Genomic DNA, 18,449 nt, shown 5'->3' on the forward strand with positions numbered 1-18,449 from the left:
AATAGCCCAATTGTAGTGATCAGGTGTTGACTCAAAAAAAGGTGAGTAACTAAGTTTAGGATTCGCATCAAACAGCATTTTCCTAGTCGCTTTAACAAACTTTATAGATATAATGTGGTAGCATAATCTCACATAATGATAAACTCTTCTGATTAGATTGGTGCAGTGTAATACACGATAACGAGTCATAATTTTGTAAAATGATAGGCGTATAGTTGGAAGAGTATGCCACTCGGTCATTATTCTAAAGTATTTTCATAGAACCTGTGGCTAGCTCTAGCGCACAGATATCTAGTATAGAAGGATACAGTACGTAGTACAGAGGTGTCGGTTAACGATGCAACTCTGGCGGTACTCTAACCAATTACTTATTTTTTAGTTTCGTAATGATTATTTGATAAGGAAGCCACTATGACAGCGGCGCAATTTACTAATGTAACAGTCAATGCTCAAGCTACGATATCTTATGATGGTCGTTGTTCAAGCCACACTATTATGTTCGAAGATGGTCGACATAAAACATTGGGCGTTATCTTGCCTTGTGATAATTTGGTTGAGCATTATCATTTTAGCACCAATACCTCCGAGCGTATCGAGATCACGGGCGGTGAGTGTGAGGTCAAAATTAATGGTGACGAAGAATTCAGCTATTACCGCGCTGGTCAATCATTCGTGGTTGAAGGTAATAGTGGTTTTAATCTGCGGACAGAAGAAATTGTTCAATATATTTGCCACTTAGAAGGGTAAGTTTGCTAAAGCTGTTATTAAGTGATTGATGACAGCAAAAAGCCTTTTACTCAAAAAAAGAAAAACCTTATCGGATTGGTAAGGTTTTTCTTTTTCTGCTGATATTATTTATATGCAGATATCCATTTATTGATACAATTACTGTCATCTCTTTTTATCGCCTAGTTTTTATCATATAGCGCGATACCCACTTTATAATCAATAGGCCTATTATGGCAAAACCTACCTATTTTTATGGCATTCATGCGATTGATGCCTTACTCGAATATCGTCCTTTAGATGGGCTAAGCTTGTTTGTGCAGCAAGGTCGTGAGACTGATAGCCATGTACAAGCGATTATGGCGCAAGCACGTGACAATGGTATCAGTATCCAACCCACGCAAAAAGACAAACTCACGCAATTGTGTGGCAGCCCGCAGCACCAAGGTGTGGTGCTGAATGCGCGTCCTTTAGGATTTGCTGATGAAGGCTTGCTTGCTACCCTTGCTGGGCGTGACCAATGCTTATTATTGGTCTTAGATCAAATTACGGATGCACATAACTTTGGTGCTTGCTTGCGTACCGCAGTGGCGATGGGTGTGGATGCCGTGGTTTGTCCGAAACATCATGCGGCAAGTCTGACACCAACAGTGGCTAAAGTATCAGTCGGTGCAGCAGAGATGATGCCGATTATTAGTGTTACCAATCTGGCACGTACGCTCACGCAAATCAAAAATGCTGGGGTATTTGTGTTTGGTACAGCGCTTAATGCGGATGCCAAACCCATTCATGCTGCTGATCTGACTGGCAAAACAGCCATTATCATGGGTTCAGAAGGTGAGGGGATGCGTCGCCTGACTATGGAGAGCTGTGATGAGCTGGTGTATATTCCGATGTCAGGAAATGAGCATGGCAACCTTCAAAGTCTAAATGTGAGTGTTGCCACTGGTATGGCGCTATATGAAGTCAATCGACAGCGTACTTTAGCTGTTGGGCAAGCTTAAGATATTCTTGGTGTAATGGCGCTAGTTGCACATACAGAGCCGCAAGATCACTTTCGTTGAGCACCACATCATCTGCATGACGATTACGCTCTTCGCGGCTCAGCTGATTCACCATGATGGCTTTGATTTTTTGTATACTTTGTTCGTCGCGCTGACTGGCACGCGCAATCTGCGTATCCTCGGTGGCATCCATTACTAAGATACGTTGGCATAAATTGGCAAGTCCTGCTTCTGCTGCTTCAATAAGTAGAGGCGCTGACAATATCACGTAAGGCGAAGTACTGGTTGCCAACTGTGCTTTTGCTGCTTCGCGTATCGCTGGGTGAGTGATTGCTTCTAACTCAATCAATGCCTCAGGATGTGAAAAGACGTGCGTTCTTACTGCCACTCGATCCATTGATCCATCACTATTCAACACCCAATCACCAAATTTTTTCTGGATTTTGTGCAGAGTGTTGCTACCTTTAGCGACGACTTCATGGGCAATCACATCCGCATCGATAATATCAATGCCTTGCTCAGCGAACCAAGCACTCGCAGCGGACTTACCACTACCGATACCACCCGTTAAGCCAACTACTAAAGTTTTGCTTTTCTTTTGCGGGGTCTGGGGCTTATGAGAATAAGGTGAAAATGATTGTTTTGACATAATAATGACTTATCTGCTCGATATAATGACAGTGATGGTTATAAGCTAAGAAAGTATTTTGGTGCCTATTTTAAGATTTGGTGTCTGTTTAAAAAGGAGTGACCGAAATACTTTCTAGGACAATTTAGTAAGTATACATGCCGAGATACCAGTTGACGATATCTGAGCCATATAATAAAGCAACAATACCAGCGATAGCGATATAAGGACCAAAGGCAAACGGCTTGCTTTCACCCTGCTTCTTCATCAAAATAATCCCAACAATTGAGCCTAATAGAGAAGACAATAAAATAATCAATGGCAACATCATGGGCCCAAGCCAAGCACCTAATACTGCCAATAATTTGAAATCTCCCTGCCCCATACCATGCTTTTTAGTGATTAGATAAAATATCTTAACCACTATCCACAATGACAAAAATCCTAGCAATAAGCCCCAAATTGACTGGGTAGGTGAGACAAACCAGCCTTGTGAATTCACTGCTAATCCTAAACCCGCTAATGGAAAGGTCAAGCGATCAGGCAGTAATTGGGTATCAAAATCAATACCAGTTAATGCAACCAGCGTCCATACCAAAATCAGGGCTGACAAGCCAGCTGCAGTTACGCCAAACTGATAAATTACTAACATTGATAGTAGGGCTGTTGCTAGCTCAACCAGTGGATAACGCAGTCCAATCGATGCTTTACATTCTGAGCAACGGCCACGTAGTATTAACCAGCTAATTAACGGTATGTTTTCGTACCACTTTATTTTGTGGGCGCAATGAGGGCAGCGTGAGGCTGGTCGAATCAAAGTAATCGGCTGGTCAGCTGCTACGATATTTGTTAGGGGCAGAGTGTGTTCGCGAGGCATGTCTGCTTGTTCTGACATAAACTGGCTGCACTCTTGTCGCCAACTATAAACCATCATCAGCGGAATACGGTGAATCACCACATTTAAAAAACTGCCAACGCAAAGACCTAATAGGCCGAATATGCCTAAAGCGATAGGCATATTGTCTTGTAATAACTCTATAAATTGCATGAACAAGCTGTCCTTTAAATAGCTTTTAGCCTACTACTGAGCCCATCTGGAAAATCGGTAAATACATGGCAATCACCAAGCCACCTACTAATACACCGAGCACCGCCATAATCATAGGCTCCATCAAGCTAGTTAGACCATCAACGGCGTTATCCACTTCATTTTCATAATAGACAGCAACTTTATCTAACATCTCTTCCAAACTACCGGATTCTTCACCAATACCAACCATTTGAATAGCCATACTTGGAAATAAATTAGTAGAACGTATTGAAAACTGTAGCTGTTGACCAGTAGAAACATCATTTTTGATTTGCTGAGTGGCATTATAAAATACAACATTATTGGTTGCACCCGCTGTAGAATCGAGGGCATCAATAAGCGGCACGCCTGCAGCAAAGGTAGTCGATAGTGTGCGGGAAAAACGGGCAATAACCGCTTGATAAGCGATATTTCCAAATATTGGAGCTTTTAATACTGCACGGTCTAAAAAATCACGGAATTTTTTAGACCGTTTTTTGGCCTCCGAAAAACCAATAATGGCACCACCAATAATAACAACTAGAATGAACCACCATACCTGCATCCACTCAGACATATTAACAACCATTTGGGTAAATGCAGGTAAATCTGCACCAAATGAGCCAAATAATTCTGAAAATACCGGCACGACCTTTATTAGCAAAATCATAGTCACAATAATAGCGACAACGACAACCGCGATAGGGTACTTCATTGCTTTTTTAATTTTGGCTTTAAGTAATTCACTTTTTTCTTTATAGGTAGCAACGCGTTCAAGCATGGTTTCCAGTGCACCAGACTGCTCACCAGAATCGACGAGTGAACAAAACAGGTCGTCAAAATAACGTGGGTGCTTACGCAATGCTGAAGCAAAAGTCCCACCCGCTTCAATGTCATATTTTATTTGTAATACCAAGTCTTTCATACTTGGATTGTCAAGTGAGTCAGCAACAATCTCAAAAGATTGAGTCAATGGCACACCCGCTTTCATCATGGTCGCTAATTGACGGGCAAAAATAGCAATATCGATAGGTTTGATGGATTTTTTGAAAGTGTAAAGCGGCTTTGGTTTTTTCTTAATACCTTTGACACTGATACCTTGTTTGCGTAAAGTGGCTTTTGCCAACTCTAAACTACGGCTGGTAGTCTCCCCTTTTACTTTTTGTCCGCGTCGATTCACCCCATCATAGACAAAGTCTAATAGCACGTCGGTCTTCGCTTTTGCCATGTTACTACCCTCAAAATATTGTCTAATATAGATCTTGCAAAGATGTACAACGATGCCTGACTCATTACATAAAAAAGGCATACTTTATTTTAACGTAAAAAACCAGTATAACTCTGTTTTATATTTAAGTATATCTGGTAGAGATTATTGCTGATTTATAAAATTCCGTACGATTACCACCCATCATATAAGTCCTCATATAAATAATGGCAATACTCATATAAGGACAGTTTTGAATGTCCAAATACCCTTTTATCAGTGCATTACTAAAAGCTGTTTTTCGACAATTCAATGTTAAAAGTAGTTGAGTTAATCATTTTGAACGTTTCTCTTTAGTGATCAGCACTGTCTGTTTTTTTGTGCGTATGTAACATGTGCATAGCCAGTATTCTTACTCAGAAGTAACGCGCATCATTTCTTGAATACTTGTTACGCCTTGTAAGACTTTTAAAATCCCAGAGCGACGCAGGTCTCGGAAGCCATTTTTAAGTGCAGCGTCTTTTATATCTATCGCGTTACCGTCTTCCATAATGATGCGTGAGATATCAGGGCTGACTTTCATAACTTCGTAGATACCGACTCGTCCTTTATAACCTTCACGGCATTCATTACAGCCTACTGGCTCGTGAATGATATTGTCTGGATTGTCCAAATCAGCGTCTGTAAAGCCGAGCTCAAGCAGACTTTGCTTAGGGATGTTGATAGGTTTTTTACAGTTTTTACACAAACGTCGTGCTAAGCGCTGGGCGATAACCAAGTTCACTGAAGTCGCGATATTAAAGGAGGCCACACCCATGTTGCGCAGCCGCGTCAGTGTTTCAGGTGCTGAGTTGGTATGTAGGGTTGAGAGCACCATGTGCCCTGTTTGCGCTGCTTTAATTGCAATTTCAGCAGTCTCAAGGTCACGAATCTCACCGACCATGACAATATCAGGATCTTGGCGTAAAAAAGATTTGAGGGCATTTGCGAAAGTTAGACCCACTTTTGGATTGACGTTGACTTGATTGATCCCCTCCAAGTTAATCTCCACTGGATCTTCAGCAGTGGATATGTTGGTCGCGCCAGTATTTAAAATATTAATACCAGTATAAAGCGACACGGTCTTACCAGAACCAGTTGGTCCCGTGATAAGCAACATACCTTGCGGTTTATGCAGTGCCTCTAAAAACATATCTTTCTGATCAGGTTCATAGCCGAGCGCTTCAATACCCAACATCGCTGAAGAGGGATCCAAAATACGAAGTACAAGTTTTTCGCCAAATAGGGTAGGCAGACAGCTTACTCGAAAGTCGATGGCTTTATCTTTAGATATCTTGAGCTTGATACGTCCATCTTGTGGCACACGGCGCTCTGAAATATCCATCTGCGACATGACTTTTAAACGAGCTGCGATTTTCCCAGCCAGTTGTACAGGTGGATTGGCCATTTTTTGCATCACCCCATCGACACGAAAGCGAACGCGATAGGTTTTTTCGTAGGGTTCAAAGTGCAAATCAGAGGCGCCCATACGAATGGCATCAACCAGCATTTTATTAACAAATTTTACAACAGGTGCTTCCTCGACGCTATCACTAAGCTTGGTCTCGCTTTCCTCTTCTTCACCTTCATCAAAGCCAATATTTAAATCGCTATCAGAGAAGCTATCAAAATTTTGCATGGTATCAGCGTAAAGACTTTCAATACGCTTTTTTAACTTATCTTCTTCGACGACAATAGTTTCAATAGACAGCCGTGAATTAAAAGCAATAGCGTCGATTGCATCCACACGAGTTGGATCACTCAATGCTACGAATAAACGCTGTCCTCGTTTGAATAGTGGCAACGCATTAAATTTACGAACGATTTTTTCATCTACTAAGTCTTTTGGAATGACATCAACATGTAAAGCATCAAGATCGAAAAGAGGATCACCAAAAGCTTGTGACAACATCTGCGCAAGATGATAAGCATCTGCCAATTTATTGTCGACTAGGTAGGGCACTAGTCCTACTTGTTGCTGTTGCGATTCGGTCTGCGCAATTTTCATATTCGCTTCGCTGACGATACCTTCGCTGATTAGCTGGTGCGCTAAACCACCATATTTGCTCGTGGTGATAGACATTACGACTTCTCCTTAATACCCAATATGCTATATATTTATCTGAAATCCATATACTTCTGAGAGCCATTTACTATTATAAATTTTAACAGATACCTGCTATAAGTCATTGTTAGCCTTTAGGCTATCATTAATAACAGTCAATGCAGAGATGCTCTTGCAAGAGACTTAGCAGAGAAAGCGTTTTAATAGTGTAGGTTATCAGTAGCTTGGTCATTAGATTATTGATAATGTTCTGTTATATATAGACACAATACTATAAAACATTACTTTAGTTTAAAGATTTTATATGGACGATTGAGTGCTTGACCCAAAAAATCATAGCTTGAGACAATGTCTAGGGCGTGTCTTCAATTCAATAGACTATTTTCTAAATAGGCTAAATTCTGCCAAACATCGTTTAATAGCCTATCAATATCTCGATAATATTTGTGCTGCTTTCCTTGTTTGACAGTAATTTATCTCATTTTTATCAATATTTTTTAGAGTGAGGACACGCCCTAGTAAATATTTGCATTGACTGTCTGTTTTTCTGCTGGCGGCAGCATACTATAGCACTTGGGAATTATTTGTTATACTGGCGCGCATATTAGCCAAATTGGCAAGAATAGATGAAACAAGGTAGATGAGTATGCAAGCTTGGGTAATTGGTAATTGGAAACAAAATCCAGCAACGAGTCACGACGTCGATTTATTGTTGAATAATTTGTTGACTACGATTGATGCTAAAGAGCAAGCCGCCACAGAACGGTCAAATAGTCGCTGTCAGTTGATGGTGGCACCAAGCTGTATTCATCTGGCAGCTGTCAGTGCGCGTTTAGTCGGTAGTTCGATATTGAGTGCAGCGCAAGACGTCAGTGCGCATAGTGCTAGCGTTGGCGCTTATACGGGCGATTGCTCAGCACAGCAAATAGCAGACGCTGGGGCAACTTGGACGATACTGGGTCATTCTGAGCGTCGCCAGTATCATAGCGAGTCTCACGATACGTTATTGCAAAAAGTGACTCACGCACTCACCCAAGGTTTGGGCGTGGTATTTTGTATTGGTGAAACTCAGGCTCAATATGATGATAAGCAAACCCTTGACGTAATTGACACTCAGTTATCAGTAATAAAAGAAGTGATTACTACCCAACCTGATCTCATGTCATCACTATCTGATCGACTGATCATTGCTTATGAACCAGTATGGGCGATTGGTACTGGCAAAGTCCCAACCGTGAGCGAAGTCAGTCAAACGCATCAGCATATTAAGCAAACCATCACAGGCTTTGCAGAATCACTAAAGGTAATGAGTGTGCTATATGGTGGTAGTGTCAATGCGGACAATGCTGATAGCTTTGCCGCAGATCCTATGATTGATGGGGCATTGGTTGGCGGCGCATCATTAAAGGTAGAGAGTTTTTTGGCAATTGCCAATGCCTTTAGTCGAGCTAAAGACTAGTTAATAGAGATAAAACGTGCATTTCATAGCGGTCTCGATTATAAAATGTCTTTATCAGTTGGCAAAAGTAGGTTTAACAGTGCCCTTGCAATCGTGTACAATGCGCCTTATTTATATAATCGATTTGGCAGCATTACCCGTCAATTGCTATTCCTATTAACCGTAAGATTTATTTTCCGTTATCAGTCGTCATTACGCGGCAAAAGAGGCCACCATGTTTACGTTTATATTAGCCCTGCATATTATCGTGGCGATTGCCATGATCGGCTTGATTTTGATACAGCATGGTAAAGGGGCAGACGCTGGAGCTTCTTTTGGCGCTGGCTCGTCAGGTACGGTCTTTGGTGCGGCAGGAACAGCGAACTTTTTAACGCGTGCGACAGCAGTCTTAACAGTGATATTCTTTATCACCAGTATGACGCTAGCCGTTCACGCGCGCAAACAGGCTGAAGATCAGTTCCGTTTAGATGCACCTGTGTCAGCACCACAAACGCCGCGTCCATTGACACAGAATCCTCAATAACTGTATTTTAAAGACACTTGCCTTTAATAGCTGTCTTTAGTCATTGCCTTTTAATTGAGGCAGCTCTTGCTATTTTGAGACGTTAGATTTACAATGCTTTTCTGTTTTAGCAGTCTGATTCTATCGATGCCTACCTTAAGCATCTATTATGATAGATTAGATAGTAATAATAGAGCAGTGAAAAATGCGATTGTGGTGGAATGGTAGACACGCCATCTTGAGGGGGTGGTGGCGCAAGCTGTGGGGGTTCAAGTCCCCCCAATCGCACCAAGTTTTTAAAGTTGTAACGTATTAAGTGCGGCGTTAGTAATATAGGTAAGAAATTTAGTTTAATTTATTTAAAATAAAGATTGACACTTATATAAAACCCTCCTATAATACGCACCATAGATTGATGCGGGGTGGAGCAGTCTGGTAGCTCGTCGGGCTCATAACCCGAAGGTCGTTGGTTCAAATCCAGCCCCCGCTACCACTTTTTATACTGATGTTTTGTACACTAAATTTGTCAGTAACGATTAGCCCACCATTATGTTTGTGGGTTTTTTTGTATCTGACGGTCAGTGGTATCGCGGTATCTATCCTACTTATGCTAAGCTCTAGTTCTATAGAGTGCGATATTATTCGTTATTGGTTGTCACCTGCCGCTATCGGCGCGCTGCTTCTTAAGCACACTATCCTTTATTCCTCACTCCTTTATCGATAGTACTGCTTTGTGAATAATAAAAGCATTGTCTGGCTGAGCTTGATGTTTTTTGTGCTCATCCCTATATAAGCGCATATCATATAAAATAATATGTTTGTGATTTAAGATAATATAATGACTGTGTCTCTTACTAATAAATAAATTTCATGAGTGAGCGACAATTACGCGGTTTACTAAGTACGATAGATACGTGAATAGGAAAAGATAAATAGATTATGAAGCTTTCAACCAAAGTTACAGAACTGACCAATATTATTGCTCCTGCCGTCGCGGCTTGCGATGTGGCATTATGGGGTATCGAGTTTGCACCGCAAGGCAATCGCTCTTTATTACGCATTTATATTGAGGCATTGCCAGAAGAGCAGGCCCAAAATAAACAAGTAACCATTGAAAACTGTGCAGCAGTGAACCATCAAGTGAGCGGTATTCTTGAGGTTCATGATCCGATTGCTGGTGAGTTTATCTTAGAAGTTTCTTCACCAGGTTTCGACCGTGCATTCTTTTCCGATGAGCAGATGCATGCCTATGTTGGTCAAACTGTCAGCTTGCGTCTAATACAAGCGATTGGTGAAGGTGATCAAAAACGTCGCAAAGCGACAGGTACTTTAGATAGTATCGATGCAAATGTCTTAAATCTGACATCAAGCGATGGTCAGCAGTTTGAGATTGCGCTGAGTAATATTGATAAAGCCAATTTGATTTATGAAGATGCCTAAGCTTTTGTACAGCTTGGTTTGATTTGAAAACTTGAAGTAACAAATCATTCATCAGCATTTTAATATCCAAACAGCTTATATAGCTTACGGTGAAAATATAATAGCAATACATAAATTATAAAATTTAAGTCAATTAAAAATGATAGGACAGGTATAGCATGAGTCGTGAAATCTTAACGGTAGTAGAAACTGTCAGTAATGAAAAGGGCTTAAATCCTGAAGATATCTTTGAAGCGATAGAAGATGCTTTGGTGGTATCGACTAAGAAAAAAGTATACACCGAACAGCCAGAAGTGGCAGTACGGGTTGCTATCGACCGTACAACGGGCGATTATGATACTTATCGTTACTGGACAGTGGTTGCAGATGAAGACCATGAAATGCCTGCTTGTCAGCTAGCCATCAGCGATCTTGATCCAGAAGAATGGTCAATCGGCGATGTCAAAGAAGAACAGATTGAATCGATTGAGTTTGGTCGTATTGCTGCGACGCAAGCCAAACAAGTCATCATCCAAAAGATTCGTGAAGCTGAGCGTAATTTAGTAGCAGATGCTTTTGAGCCACGTGTTGGCGAGATGATGTATGGCGAAGTCAAGAAGCAGACTCGTGATGGCTATATCATTGATCTAGGTGACAATGCCGAAGGCTATTTGTCACGTGATCAGATGCTGCCGCGTGAGCAATTACGTGCAAAATCACGTATCAATGCCATTTTGTATCATGTAAACCGTGAAAACCGCGGCGCTCAGTTGCTACTGTCTCGTACTCATCCTGAAATGCTTTCAGCATTGATGCAAAAAGAAGTGCCTGAAATTGCCGAACAAATTATTGAAATCCGCAACGTCGCGCGCTTGCCGGGTACTCGTGCTAAAATAGCTGTGAAAACCAACGATCATCGTATCGATCCAGTTGGTGCTTGTATTGGTATGCGTGGTACACGTATCCAAGCCGTACAGCAGGAGCTTGATGGCGAACGCATTGATGTAGTGGTATGGTCAGATGATCCAGCACAGTTCATTATCAGTGCTTTAGAGCCAGCTGACGTCAGTAGCATCATCTTGGATGAAGATATGCAAACGGCTGATATTATCTTTAGCACCAATGATCAGTTGGCGCGTGCGATCGGTTCACAAGGTCAAAACGTACGTTTGGCGTCTGAGCTAACGGGCTATAAGCTTAATATGATGCTAGAAGAAGAATATCAGCAGCGTCAACAAAACGAATCGAAAGCCTTTATCGAATTATTCTATGAACGTTTAGAAGTAGATAAAGACTTAGCGCAAGCACTTGTCGATATTGGTTTTACCAGTATTGAAGAAGTGGCTTACGTACCAGTTGAAACCTTTTATGATATTGAAGGTCTAGACGATGAAGCAATTGAGATGATTCAAGAGCGTGCAAAAGAAGTGGTCATCGCTGATGAGCTGGTCAAACAACAGAACATGAAAGAGCCAAGTCAAGAGCTACAAGAGCTTGAAGGTATGACAGTCAATTGGGCCTATAAAATGGCACAAAAAGACATTATTACCGTTGATGATTTGGCAGAACAAGCAGTCTTCGATCTCGAAGATATCGAAGGTTTAGACTCTGAAACCGCAGGAAAACTCATCATGAAAGCTCGGGAATCTTGGTTCAATGAATAAGCGGTAACTGCATATCGCTGTCTTTTAGTGATATGCTATCGATAATAAAGTGCTGGTATGAACGCAGTACCAATACCAGCCTTACCCCAATCATTTGTAGCCAACAACTGAATTGAACATATAGCAAATAATAGACAGTAGGTGATAATAAATGGCAGATAAGACCGTCAAAGAACTGGCAGATATGGTAGGCAAAACCGCAAGTGCTGTACAACAGCAATTGGTAGATGCTGGACTGCCTGCTCGTGCAGAAGGTGACCTAGTCACTGAGCTTGAGCAAGAGAAGTTGGTGACGTATTTAAAGCAAAGTCATGGTCAGCAAGAAAAGCGTCGTATTAGTCTTAAATCTAAGACAACTAGTACTGCGCGCGTGACCGGCTCTTCAGGTAAATCTAAGAGCGTCAATGTGGAAGTGCGTAAAAAGAAAGTATTTGAAAAGCCTGATCCAGAAAAAATGGCTGAAGAGTTGGCTGCGCGTGAGCAAGCGATGATTGAGTCGCAAGAACGTGCTGCTAAAGATGCTGAAGAGCGTGCTGCTACCAAGAAAAAATCTGAAGAACGTCAAGCTGCAACCTTGGCTGCAATGCGTGCAAGCTTAGGCTCTAGCAAAAAGTCAGATGATAAAAACGACGATATCTCAACCTCAGTGGTTGTGAAAAAAGGTGGCAAAACCACTGTCGAAGTAAAACCTAAAGACCAACCGAAGAAAAAAGTTGCAGCGACGAAACCGAAAGTTGAAACGGCAGTTGAGCGTAAAGCGCGCGAAATGCGTGAGAAAGAAGAAGCTCGTTTACGTGAAATCGAAACAGAAACACGCCGCGCTCAAGCTGAAGAAGCACAGAAACGTACGCTTGAACAAATGCGTAAAATGGCTGGAAAATATACAGATCAGCCTGCTTCTGAAGTTCGTAAAGATGAGCCACTAGCAGAAGGTTTGGTTGGTGATGCCTTAGAAGAATCATTTGAAAAAGAACGTCGTGAAATCAAGCGTGGCACCAGTAGTACTAGTGCTCGTGGCCGTGGTCGTCGTAAGAATCAAGATGAGCGTGAAATCAAGAACCGTAAAAACGGTTTGCGTTCAACGCAAGCATCACAACATAAGTTCGAAAAACCTGTTGAAAAAATTGTTTACGATGTTGAGATTAGTGAACAAATTACAGTCGCAGATCTTGCTCAACGTATGGCAGTTAAAGCGCGCGAAGTCACCAAATTGCTTATGAAAATGGGTGAGATGGCTCGTGAGTCAGATACGATTGATCAAGCGACAGCAAGTTTGCTTGTTGAAGAGATGGGTCACAATCCAGTACTGGTTAGTGATACTAAGGTTGAAGACGATCTACAAGACGCCGTTGATGAGCGTAGCAGTAACGTTCAAACTCGTCCGCCAGTCGTCACAATCATGGGTCACGTCGATCACGGTAAGACATCATTACTTGATAAAATTCGTGAAACAAAAGTGGCAACTGGTGAAGCGGGTGGTATTACTCAGCATATCGGTGCTTATCACGTTAAAACCGATCGTGGTGTGATTACCTTCCTTGATACTCCAGGTCACGCGGCCTTTAGTGCTATGCGTTCACGCGGTGCACAGGCAACTGATATTGTTGTGTTAGTTGTGGCCGCTGATGATGGTATGATGCCGCAAACAGCAGAAGCTATCGATCATGCCCGTGCTGCTGGTACGCCAATTATCGTTGCAATCAATAAAATGGATAAGCCAAGCGCTGATCCAGATCGCGTCCTTAATGAATTGACTGCTAAAGAAGTCGTTTCAGAAGAGTGGGGCGGCGATACCCCAATGGCTCGCATCTCAGCCAAAACCGGTGATGGTATTGATGAACTGTTAGAACTTATTAGCCTACAAGCTGAACTAATGGAGCTAGAAGCACCGTTAGATGGCGCTGCTCAAGGTGTGGTCATTGAATCAAGACTTGAAAAAGGGCGCGGTCCAGTTGTCAGTGTCTTAGTTAAAAAAGGCACATTGAAGCAAGGCGACTTGGTCTTGGCAGGCGAGCATTACGGTAAAGTTCGTGCGATGACTGATGAACATGGTAAGCGTATTCAATCAGCAGGTCCTTCTATCCCTGTAGAAATTTTAGGCCTACCTGAAACGCCAGCAGCTGGCAGCGAGTTCTTAGTCTTAACCGACGAGAAAAAAGCTCGCGAAGTGGCAGAGTTTAGAAGCAACCGTGAGCGTGAGCGTCAACTTGAACGTCAGAATGCCATGCGTTTAGAAAGCATGTTTGATCAGATGGAACAAGGCGATGTGTCATTCTTGAATATCGTATTGAAAACCGATGTTCGTGGTTCGCTTGAAGCACTGCTTTCTGCATTGAATGAGCTATCAACTGATGAAGTTAAAGTCAGAGTAATCAGCTCAGGCGTCGGTCCTATCTCTGAATCTGATGTGACACTTGCAGAATCTAGCGAAGCGGTATTGTTAGGTTTCAACGTTCGTGCTGATGCGACCGCACGTCGCAAAGCGGATGCCGCCAACATGGATATCCGTTATTACAGTGTTATCTATGGTTTGATTGATGATGTAAAAGCAGCTATGAGTGGCATGCTTGCGCCAGAACATCGTGAGAAAATCCTTGGTGTGGCAGACGTTCGTGAAGTATTCCGTTCTAGTAAGTTCGGTGCTGCTGCTGGTTGTATGGTGGTTGAAGGTACAATTTATCGCAACAAACCTATCCGCGTATTGCGTGATGACCAAGTTATCTTTACCGGTCAATTGCAATCATTGCGTCGCTATAAAGAAGATGTTAATGAAGTACGTACTGGTATGGAATGTGGTATGGCTGTTCGTGGCTATGATGTCGAAGCTGGCGATAAGATCGAAGTCTTTGAAATCCAAGAGTTTGCACGTACTATCTAACGTTACAGTTCGATAGCAGGATATCTAATCATGCAATATGCTTAATCAGCTGAGCAGGTTAGTATCTTCTTAATATCTAGCTGTACTTAGGCCTAACAGGTACATCCTGCTAGGCCTTTTTTACCAACTATTAGTCCTAAAATTTGTTAATAAGCCAATATATCAATCAGTGAAAATAAGCCATATTAAAGTAAGGTAACAATATGAACCAACGTCTACAACGCTTAGCCGACCAAATTCAACGTGAGCTTGCTGTTCTCATTCGTGATGCAGTCAATGACCCTCGTTTGACTGGTTTTGTCACTATTTCTAGTGTCAAGGTTAGTCCTGACTTAGGATATGCTGATGTCTATGTCACCATCATGGAGCCTGAGCTTAACGATTCCATGAATAAGACCAATCATGAAGAGAGTATCAAAGTACTTAATAAAGCGGCGGGTTTTTTGCGTACCGAATTAAGCCATAGTCTCAAAACACGTACCACACCACGCTTGCGTTTTCATTATGACGAAGTGACTGCTCGTGGTAATTACATGATGGATTTAATCAGTAAAGCAGTTATTAAGACTGAAGAAAATGAGTCAGACGAGCAAGAAAACGAAGGGTAAAAGTCGTTATGTCTATCGCATCTACGCAAGCGGATAAAAAGTCTAGTAATCACCCTAACAAGATTAAAGTCTCGGGTGTTATTTTAGTTGATAAACCCAAAGGCATGACTTCTCAGCAAGTGGTGTCGAAGGTGAAGTATCTTTTTAAATCGCTAAATCATGATAGTAAAAAAGCGGGGCACACAGGGACACTTGATCCAATGGCAACGGGTCTATTGCCGATTTGTATGGGTGAAGCGACGAAATTTAGCCATTATCAGCTAGATGCAGACAAATCTTATCAAGCAACTATTCTACTTGGTGGTCAAACTGATACTGGTGATGCCGATGGTCAAATCGTTGCACAAGCACCCATTCCAAAATTTGATGATGTACTTTTAGACAAAGTCGCCCAGCAGTTTTTAGGTGCCCAGCAGCAGATACCACCGATGTATTCTGCACTAAAAAAGGATGGCAAAAAACTCTATGAGTATGCTCGTGCTGGTATTGAAGTAGAACGAGCGCCTAGAGATATTGTAATCAAGGCCATTGATTTAAAAGCGCTTGATCATGAGAAAATTCAATTGACAGTGACCTGTACTAAAGGGACTTATGTGCGTGTACTTGGTGAAGACATCGCCAAAGCGATGGGTACATTAGGGCATTTGACTGCATTACGCCGTACGCAGGTTGGTGATTTTAAAATCAATGATGCGATTACTTTGTCAGACTTAGAAGCATTAGCGTTTGATAACAGGCAAGAGCAATTGATGCCGGTAGATGCTTGCATTAATATTGAAGCTGAGATGGTATTGACGGTTGAGCAGTGTGAGCGTATACACATGGGTCAACGTTTGAATGTATTTGAGCAACTGACAGACAGTCTGCGCGACTATATTTCAACTAGTATCAGTCATCAGTCGTCTGTGTCAGAAAACAACGATATTCAACTAGATAGTGATATGGTTAGTAGTGACGATGACCAACAACCCTTGATCCATGAGATTCCAGCTGATATTCGTTTGATAAATCAGCAAGGTCAGTTTCTTGGATTGGGTGCCGTAAGTCTCAACGGTAGATTGCAGCCTAAAAAATTAATCCAGCGTTAATGTTACGGTTCTTATATAACCCTCGTTTAAACACGATTTAGCTTACTAATAGTTTACACTAATCACATATCCTCACATTTTATTGCAGGTTTCACCTATGGTGGAACCTGTTTTTTTTGTACTTTAGATCTACCGGATAGGAAGTCTGGATAGAAAAATAAATCGAACTAAGACTCTAAGAATAAGAACATAAAAAAATAATAAGATAAAAAGTCATATATCAAAAATAAAAACTAGGTTCGAAAGAGAATATTTAATAGGAACAAGATGGGTCAAAGGAAGACTATACAGCCAATAATAATAACGATTTATAAAAATAAAGTATGAATAATAAAAATACCAAAAGAAAATCACTCATAACGAAAAAAGGAATATCATGAAAACCATTGCTTTTTTACTACACAATAACTTCGAGCAAGCAGAATACGAAGAGGTTAATAATAAACTCAAAGATAAAGGTTACAAGACACTTCTTATAACCACAAATAAAGAAAAAGAAGTGCAAGCCATGCAGCAAGATGTAGACAAGGGCGACACCTTTATTGCTGATATTTTTGCAAAAGACGCAAGCGTTTCTGATTATGATGCGTTGGTACTACCAGGTGGTACTGTCAATGCGGATACGATTCGTGGCAATGAAGAGGCTCATAGTATTATCAATGCTATCAATGATGCAGGCAAGCCATTAGCTGTCATTTGCCATGCTCCTTGGGCACTTATCAATACAGGTATTGCCAAAGGTAAAACACTCACTGCTTATCATACGTTGCAGATAGATTTAGAAAACGCTGGTGCAAAATTTGTAGATCAAACAGTACAGGTAGACGGTAATTTGATTACCTCACGTAATCCAGATGATATCAGCAATTTCGTTGATGCTATTGATAAGGCATTATCTTAATTCTTCTACCCACTTATTGAGTAATTAATTACTTATATTTCTTAAATATTCACAACCGTAACTGAGGAAAATATTATGTCAAACTCTAATCCAAACGATACCAAGCTTGAGCAACAACGTTCTGAATCAGCAACTGCAGCGCTTAAAAGCCAAACTGAGAACAATCATACTGAAGATAGTGAAGCCGCAGCAGATCGTATTGCAGACAACCTAGGAAATGCTAAAGAAGACAAGTAGAATATGTAAAGTGTCATCCATCATAGGGTGACACTGATATATTTACTGATTACCTCAATATCACTGATGATATTTGCATCTCAATGTAAAAAGTATAAAGCAGCTACTCCAAAAAATAATAATTCAGGAGCTAATATGAGTAATTCATTGAATAACATGGATGAGCAAGAAAAAGAGATTGAAAGGCTTGCAGAAGACATCAATCCTAGCGAGCATGCTGCTCCTGATAGTTTAGCAGAAGTTACCACAGCTGCACCGCTTAAAGATGATGAACTAGGCGGTAACGCGACGGAAGATGACGTCAAGAAATAAGCAAATTCTATTGCCTATTGACGGATGATCTAACTATAAAAATAAATCTGACTTTACAAGTATTATGAAAAACTGCTGCTAGTTCAGCAGTTTTTTGTTATAATCACCGTCACATTTACATTAGGTTGAGATAAGACATCGTGCTTCATGGGCTGTCCAAAACGGATAGTTATATTCAGTGCTCTCTCATCGCAACTTATCCTAAATGGTCGTTATGACTCATTAGCTTGTCGTACACTAGGTCAACTCTAGTAATGCAGGGTTGTCCTGAATGACGTGCAGGCTATTTTATTTACTATTCTACTGCTTTAGATCCTACTCAAATTCGAGAATGTCTTAAAGCTTTTAGCATTGCCGGAGATATTTATGCTAACTAATACCGATCGCGAACAAATCATTGCTCAATACCAACGTGGCGAAAATGACACTGGTTCTCCAGAAGTTCAAGTAGCACTATTGAGTGCTCGTATCAACGATTTGCAGAACCATTTTAAAGCACATAAAGCTGATCATCATAGCCGTCGCGGTCTTATCCGTATGGTTAACACGCGTCGTAAATTGCTTGATTACCTAAAAGGTAAAGATCTTGGTCGTTACACCACGCTTATCAGCCAGTTAGGTCTACGTCGTTAATCTAACGACA

Annotated in this window: 17 protein-coding genes and 2 tRNA genes; 15 read left to right on the top strand and 4 right to left on the bottom strand. The window is 41.3% G+C overall.

The window, feature by feature from the left end; translation table 11 throughout:
• Positions 1-411: 411 nt before the first annotated feature.
• Both ACP7AE_RS06325 and rlmB read left to right on the top strand, forming a co-directional pair.
• The gene (locus ACP7AE_RS06325) at positions 412-747 is read left to right on the top strand and encodes a pyrimidine/purine nucleoside phosphorylase (protein ID WP_198330479.1); all 336 of its coding nucleotides are present in this window, start codon (positions 412-414) and stop codon (positions 745-747) included.
• A 212-nt stretch (positions 748-959) separates the two neighbouring features.
• Complete coding sequence (rlmB, locus tag ACP7AE_RS06330) at positions 960-1,730, top strand: 23S rRNA (guanosine(2251)-2'-O)-methyltransferase RlmB (protein ID WP_198330480.1); 771 nt, start codon at positions 960-962, stop codon at positions 1,728-1,730.
• Here rlmB and coaE read toward each other — a convergent pair.
• The 4 genes from coaE to pilB form a co-directional block, all read right to left on the bottom strand.
• Positions 1,693-2,379 carry a dephospho-CoA kinase gene (gene coaE, locus ACP7AE_RS06335; RefSeq protein ID WP_109590566.1) on the bottom strand — a complete coding sequence of 229 codons (687 nt, stop codon included), beginning with the start codon at positions 2,377-2,379 and terminating at the stop codon, positions 1,693-1,695. The genes rlmB and coaE overlap by 38 nt on opposite strands.
• Before the next feature lie 124 nt (positions 2,380-2,503).
• Positions 2,504-3,406 (bottom strand): prepilin peptidase, encoded by a 903-nt coding sequence (locus ACP7AE_RS06340; RefSeq protein ID WP_426242033.1) that lies wholly within the window; start codon positions 3,404-3,406, stop codon positions 2,504-2,506.
• A gap of 25 nt (positions 3,407-3,431) precedes the next feature.
• Positions 3,432-4,655 (bottom strand): type II secretion system F family protein, encoded by a 1,224-nt coding sequence (locus ACP7AE_RS06345; protein WP_426242035.1) that lies wholly within the window; start codon positions 4,653-4,655, stop codon positions 3,432-3,434.
• Between the two features lie 391 nt (positions 4,656-5,046).
• A complete protein-coding gene (gene pilB, locus ACP7AE_RS06350) occupies positions 5,047-6,756 on the bottom strand; it encodes a type IV-A pilus assembly ATPase PilB (protein WP_201539385.1) in 1,710 nt (569 codons plus the stop codon).
• 628 nt (positions 6,757-7,384) lie between these two features.
• Here pilB and tpiA point away from each other — a divergent pair.
• The 13 genes from tpiA (at position 7,385) to rpsO (ending at position 18,439) form a co-directional block, all read left to right on the top strand.
• Entirely contained in the window at positions 7,385-8,197 is an 813-nt protein-coding gene (gene tpiA, locus ACP7AE_RS06355; protein WP_201539386.1) for a triose-phosphate isomerase, read from the top strand.
• A 214-nt stretch (positions 8,198-8,411) separates the two neighbouring features.
• Complete coding sequence (gene secG, locus ACP7AE_RS06360) at positions 8,412-8,720, top strand: preprotein translocase subunit SecG (protein WP_025652589.1); 309 nt, start codon at positions 8,412-8,414, stop codon at positions 8,718-8,720.
• 186 nt (positions 8,721-8,906) lie between these two features.
• Positions 8,907-8,990: transfer RNA gene (locus ACP7AE_RS06365), tRNA-Leu, on the top strand.
• A 125-nt stretch (positions 8,991-9,115) separates the two neighbouring features.
• Positions 9,116-9,192 (top strand) — tRNA-Met (locus ACP7AE_RS06370).
• A gap of 446 nt (positions 9,193-9,638) precedes the next feature.
• Positions 9,639-10,139 carry a ribosome maturation factor RimP gene (gene rimP, locus ACP7AE_RS06375; protein ID WP_045454872.1) on the top strand — a complete coding sequence of 167 codons (501 nt, stop codon included), beginning with the start codon at positions 9,639-9,641 and terminating at the stop codon, positions 10,137-10,139.
• 158 nt (positions 10,140-10,297) lie between these two features.
• Positions 10,298-11,782, top strand: a complete 1,485-nt coding sequence (nusA, locus tag ACP7AE_RS06380; protein ID WP_426242037.1) for a transcription termination factor NusA — start codon at positions 10,298-10,300, stop codon at positions 11,780-11,782.
• A 151-nt stretch (positions 11,783-11,933) separates the two neighbouring features.
• Positions 11,934-14,660, top strand: coding sequence for a translation initiation factor IF-2 (gene infB, locus ACP7AE_RS06385; protein WP_045443021.1), 2,727 nt, complete (start codon positions 11,934-11,936; stop codon positions 14,658-14,660).
• Between the two features lie 203 nt (positions 14,661-14,863).
• The gene (locus ACP7AE_RS06390) at positions 14,864-15,268 is read left to right on the top strand and encodes a ribosome-binding factor A (protein WP_201539388.1); all 405 of its coding nucleotides are present in this window, start codon (positions 14,864-14,866) and stop codon (positions 15,266-15,268) included.
• A gap of 8 nt (positions 15,269-15,276) precedes the next feature.
• A complete protein-coding gene (truB, locus tag ACP7AE_RS06395) occupies positions 15,277-16,356 on the top strand; it encodes a tRNA pseudouridine(55) synthase TruB (protein ID WP_201539389.1) in 1,080 nt (359 codons plus the stop codon).
• 376 nt (positions 16,357-16,732) lie between these two features.
• The gene (locus tag ACP7AE_RS06400; protein WP_426242040.1) at positions 16,733-17,257 is read left to right on the top strand and encodes a type 1 glutamine amidotransferase domain-containing protein; all 525 of its coding nucleotides are present in this window, start codon (positions 16,733-16,735) and stop codon (positions 17,255-17,257) included.
• A gap of 75 nt (positions 17,258-17,332) precedes the next feature.
• On the top strand, positions 17,333-17,494 hold the full coding sequence (locus ACP7AE_RS06405; protein WP_157292328.1) for a hypothetical protein: 162 nt from the start codon (positions 17,333-17,335) through the stop codon (positions 17,492-17,494).
• 135 nt (positions 17,495-17,629) lie between these two features.
• A complete protein-coding gene (locus ACP7AE_RS06410) occupies positions 17,630-17,806 on the top strand; it encodes a hypothetical protein (protein WP_426242042.1) in 177 nt (58 codons plus the stop codon).
• 366 nt (positions 17,807-18,172) lie between these two features.
• Positions 18,173-18,439 (top strand): 30S ribosomal protein S15, encoded by a 267-nt coding sequence (gene rpsO, locus ACP7AE_RS06415; RefSeq protein WP_045443035.1) that lies wholly within the window; start codon positions 18,173-18,175, stop codon positions 18,437-18,439.
• The last annotated feature ends 10 nt before the right edge of the window (positions 18,440-18,449 follow it).

This window comes from Psychrobacter sp. TWP2-1-2 (assembly GCF_049896785.1).
Lineage (GTDB): Bacteria > Pseudomonadota > Gammaproteobacteria > Pseudomonadales > Moraxellaceae > Psychrobacter.